The following is a 3,962-nucleotide window of genomic DNA, read 5'->3' as shown; positions in this document are numbered from 1 at the left end:
CGGCGGGCGCCCGCACAGCACCACCCGGGTCCCGGCCTCCGCGAGCTTGCGCAGCTTCGCCGCGACCGCCGCCGCGTGCGGCGCGTCCTCCACCGCTCCGCCGGTCAGCACCACGGCCGCGGCCCGCTGCCGCTGGAGCAGGGTGAGGTACGTCAGCTCGCGCTCGGGCGAGCCGCCGGTGTTGCAGACGACCGCCAGGCGCTCGCCGCCCGCGCGCCCGCCCGGCCCGCCGATCTCGGACTGGATCGCGCCGGCCATGATCCCGAAGAACGGGTCGGCGATGTCGTTGACGAGGATCCCGACCAGGTCGGAGGTGGCGGCGGCGAGCGCGCTGGCGGGGCCGTTGAGGACGTAGTCCAGCTCGTCCACCGCCCGCAGCACCCGCTCGCGCGTGGCGGCGGCGACCGGGTAGTTGCCGTTCAGCACGCGCGACACCGTCGCGGGGGAGACCTGGGCGCGGGCCGCCACGTCCGCCAGGGTCACCGTCATTCGTCGTCCTCCGGTCACGCGTCGTGTGGTACGCCCTCGTAGACAGCGAGGCACGCGTCCTGGTTCCGACAGACCTTAAGGCCACGACCCCCGGTTGTTCGCCCCCTCGAACAACTCGAAGCGGACACGGTCTTGTACAGACCACGTCCAGAGGCTAGCTTCTCCCGATAGAAAGCGCTTGCTACACGCGTTTGCCACACCGGCCCACGAAGGGGACTCACGTGACACGCAAGACGGTGCGTATCGCCATGAACGGCGTGACCGGGCGCATGGGCTACCGCCAGCACCTCGTCCGGTCGATCCTCGCCCTGCGCGACCAGGGCGGCCTCGACCTCGGCGACGGCACCGTGCTCTGGCCCGAACCGATCCTGCTCGGCCGCCGCGAGCACGCCCTGCGGGAGATCGCCGAGCGGCACGGACTCGACCAGGTCTCCACCGACGTGGACGCCGTCCTCGCCGACCCGACCGTCGACCTCTACTTCGACGCCCAGGTCACCTCCGCCCGCGAGGAGTCCCTCACGAAGGCGATCGCGGCCGGCAAGCACATCTACACCGAGAAGCCCACCGCCACCGGCCTCGACGGCGCCCTCGCCCTCGCCCGCCTCGCCCACGCCAAGGGCGTCAAGCACGGCGTCGTCCAGGACAAGATCTTCCTGCCGGGCCTGCTCAAGCTGAAGCGGCTCGTCGACGGCGGCTTCTTCGGCCGCGTCCTCTCGGTGCGCGGCGAGTTCGGCTACTGGGTCTTCGAGGGCGACTGGCAGCCCGCCCAGCGCCCCTCCTGGAACTACCGCGCCGAGGACGGCGGCGGCATCGTCGTCGACATGTTCCCGCACTGGGAGTACGTCCTGCACGAGCTGTTCGGCCGCGTGACGTCCGTCCAGGCCCTCGCCACCACCCACATCCCGCAGCGCTGGGACGAACAGGGCAAGCCCTACGACGCCACCGCCGACGACGCGGCGTACGGCGTCTTCGAACTGGAGGGCGGCGCCATCGCCCAGATCAACTCCTCCTGGGCCGTGCGCGTCCACCGCGACGAACTGGTGGAGTTCCAGGTGGACGGCACCGAGGGCTCCGCCGTCGCCGGCCTGCGCAGCTGCCGCGTCCAGCACCGCAGCGCCACCCCCAAACCGGTGTGGAACCCGGACGTCCCCGCAACCGAGGTCTTCCGCGACCAGTGGCAGGAGGTCCCCGACAACGCCGCGTTCGACAACGGCTTCAAGGCCCAGTGGGAGCTGTTCCTCAAGCACGTCTACGCCGACGCCCCCTACCACTGGGACCTGCTGGCCGGCGCCCGCGGCGTGCAACTCGCCGAACTGGGCCTGAAGTCCTCCGCCGAGGGCCGCCGCATCGACGTACCGGAGATCTCCCTGTGACCATCCGACTCCCCGCCGCCGACGGCACCCTGCGGACGTACGAGCCCCGCACCGAGCCCCTCGCCGTCACCCCCGGCACCCCCTTCACCTCCCGTACGGTCTTCTCCGCGGCCCATGTCGTCGCCGACCCGTACGCCGACGTCTCGCCCGACGCGCCCGCCGCCGTCGACTGGGAGGCGACCCTCGCCTTCCGCCGCCACCTGTGGTCCCACGGGCTCGGCGTCGCCGAGGCGATGGACACCGCCCAGCGCGGCATGGGCCTGGACTGGGCGGGCGCGGCCGAGCTGATCCGGCGCAGCGCGGCGGAGGCGCGCGCCGTGGGCGGCCGGATCGCCTGCGGCGTCGGCACCGACCAGCTCACCGGGGGCACGCTCGCCGAGATCCGGGCCGCGTACGAGGAGCAGCTCGCGGTCGTCGAGGAGGCGGGCGCGCAGGCCGTCCTCATGGCCTCCCGCGCCCTGGCGGCCACCGCGACCGGCCCCGAGGACTACCGGGAGATCTACGGCCATCTGCTCCGCCAGGCCGCCGAACCGGTGATCCTGCACTGGCTGGGCCCGATGTTCGACCCGGCCCTGGAGGGCTACTGGGGCTCGGCCGGCCTGGACGCGGCCACCGACACCTTCCTGGAGGTCATCGCCGCCCACCCGGACAAGGTGGACGGCGTCAAGATCTCCCTCCTCGACGCGCAGCGCGAGGTCGACCTCAGGCGGCGGCTGCCGCGGGGCGTGCGCTGCTACACCGGGGACGACTTCCACTACCCCCAGCTGATCGCGGGCGACGACCAGGGCTTCAGCCACGCCCTGCTCGGCATCTTCGACCCGCTGGGCCCGCTCGCCGCGGAGGCGGTACGGGCCCTGGACACGGGCGACGTCCGGGGCTTCCGGGAACTCCTCGACCCCACCGTGGAGCTGTCCCGCCACCTCTTCCAGGCCCCGACCCGCTTCTACAAGACGGGCGTGGTCCTCCTCGCCTGGCTGGCCGGCCACCAGGAGCACTTCGCCATGGTCGGCGGCCTCCAGTCGGCCCGCTCCGTGCCGCACCTCGCCCGCGCCTACGCACTCGCCGACGGGCTCGGCCTGTTCCCGGACCCCAAGCTGGCCGAGGAGCGGATGAAGAACCTGCTGAGCGTGTACGGGGTGAACCAGTGAGCCCGGACCTGGAGCGTTTCTCCATCAACCAGATGACGGTCCGGCAGCTGCCGATGCCGGACCTGGTCGACGCCTGCGGCCGGTCGGGCGTCACGCACGTCGGCCTGTGGCGGGAGCCCGTCCGGGCGTACGGCCTGGAGGCGACCGCCAAGCTGGTCCGCGACGCCGGCCTCACCGTCACCACGCTCTGCCGGGGCGGCTTCCTCACGGCGACCGACCCCGTCGAACGGGCCGAGGCGCTGGGCGACAACCACGCCGCCATCGACGAGGCCGCCGCGCTCGGCACCGACACCCTGGTCCTGGTCTCCGGCGGCCTCCCCCCGGGCAGCAAGGACCTGCGCGGTGCCCGTGAGCGCATCGCGGACGCCCTCGCCGTGCTCGCCCCGTACGCGGCCGAACGCGGCGTACGCCTCGCCATCGAGCCGCTGCACCCGATGTACGCCGCCGACCGCTGTGTGGTCTCCACCCTGGCCCAGGCCCTGGACCTCGCCGAACGCTTCCCCGCCGAGCAGGTCGGGGTGGCCGTGGACACGTACCACATCTGGTGGGACGACCAGGCCCCCGCCCAGATCGCCCGCGCCGGCGCGGCCGGCCGCATCCACACCTTCCAACTGGCCGACTGGACCACGCCCCTGCCCGAGGGCGTCCTCAACGGCCGCGGGCAGATCGGCGACGGCGCGATCGACATGCGGGAGTGGAGGGGGTATGCGGAGGCCGCCGGCTACACCGGCCCCATCGAGGTCGAGCTGTTCAACGAGGGGCTGTGGGCCCGGGACGGGCGGGAGGTGCTGGCGGAGACGGCGGAGCGGTTCGTGACGCACGTGATCCGCTGACCCACCGGCCCGGGAGGGTCCGGAAACGGATTTCCGCAGCGGATTTCCCGGAAGCCGGCGCAACCATTCCGCCGCCCTCGGTGTCGTAACTGTCGTCGGAACCACGGGGGACCCGGGGG

Annotated in this window: 4 protein-coding genes; 3 read left to right on the top strand and 1 reads right to left on the bottom strand. The window is 73.0% G+C overall.

Annotation, left to right across the window (positions count from 1 at the left end; genetic code table 11):
* Window positions 1-489, bottom strand: a 489-nt coding sequence (locus CCN44_RS38320; protein ID WP_143650305.1) for a LacI family DNA-binding transcriptional regulator, incomplete at its 3' end; no start/stop codon positions are given.
* A 221-nt stretch (window positions 490-710) separates the two neighbouring features.
* Between CCN44_RS38320 and CCN44_RS38315 the strand changes: the two genes are divergently transcribed.
* Genes CCN44_RS38315 through CCN44_RS38305 form a run of 3 tightly spaced genes read left to right on the top strand, consistent with a single transcriptional unit; the run spans window position 711 to window position 3,843 of the window.
* Window positions 711-1,862, top strand: coding sequence for a Gfo/Idh/MocA family protein (locus CCN44_RS38315; RefSeq protein ID WP_086703448.1), 1,152 nt, complete (start codon window positions 711-713; stop codon window positions 1,860-1,862).
* A complete protein-coding gene (locus tag CCN44_RS38310) occupies window positions 1,859-3,010 on the top strand; it encodes a dihydrodipicolinate synthase family protein (RefSeq protein WP_086703445.1) in 1,152 nt (383 codons plus the stop codon). Before CCN44_RS38315 ends, CCN44_RS38310 begins: the two co-directional genes overlap by 4 nt.
* Window positions 3,011-3,042: 32 nt before the next feature.
* A complete protein-coding gene (locus CCN44_RS38305; RefSeq protein WP_059254996.1) occupies window positions 3,043-3,843 on the top strand; it encodes a sugar phosphate isomerase/epimerase family protein in 801 nt (266 codons plus the stop codon).
* Window positions 3,844-3,962: the final 119 nt, after the last annotated feature.

The sequence above is a fragment of the Streptomyces tricolor genome (genome assembly GCF_002155905.1).
Taxonomy (GTDB): Bacteria; Actinomycetota; Actinomycetes; order Streptomycetales; family Streptomycetaceae; genus Streptomyces; species Streptomyces tricolor.
The sequence above is the reverse complement of the archived record's forward strand: the minus strand, read 5'-3'. Positions and strand labels throughout refer to the sequence as shown.

Coding starts and splice junctions, on each gene's coding strand:
- CCN44_RS38305 (WP_059254996.1), top strand. CDS start 3,043: ATGACGGTCCGGCAGCTGCCGATGCCGGACCTGGTCGACGCCTGCGGC.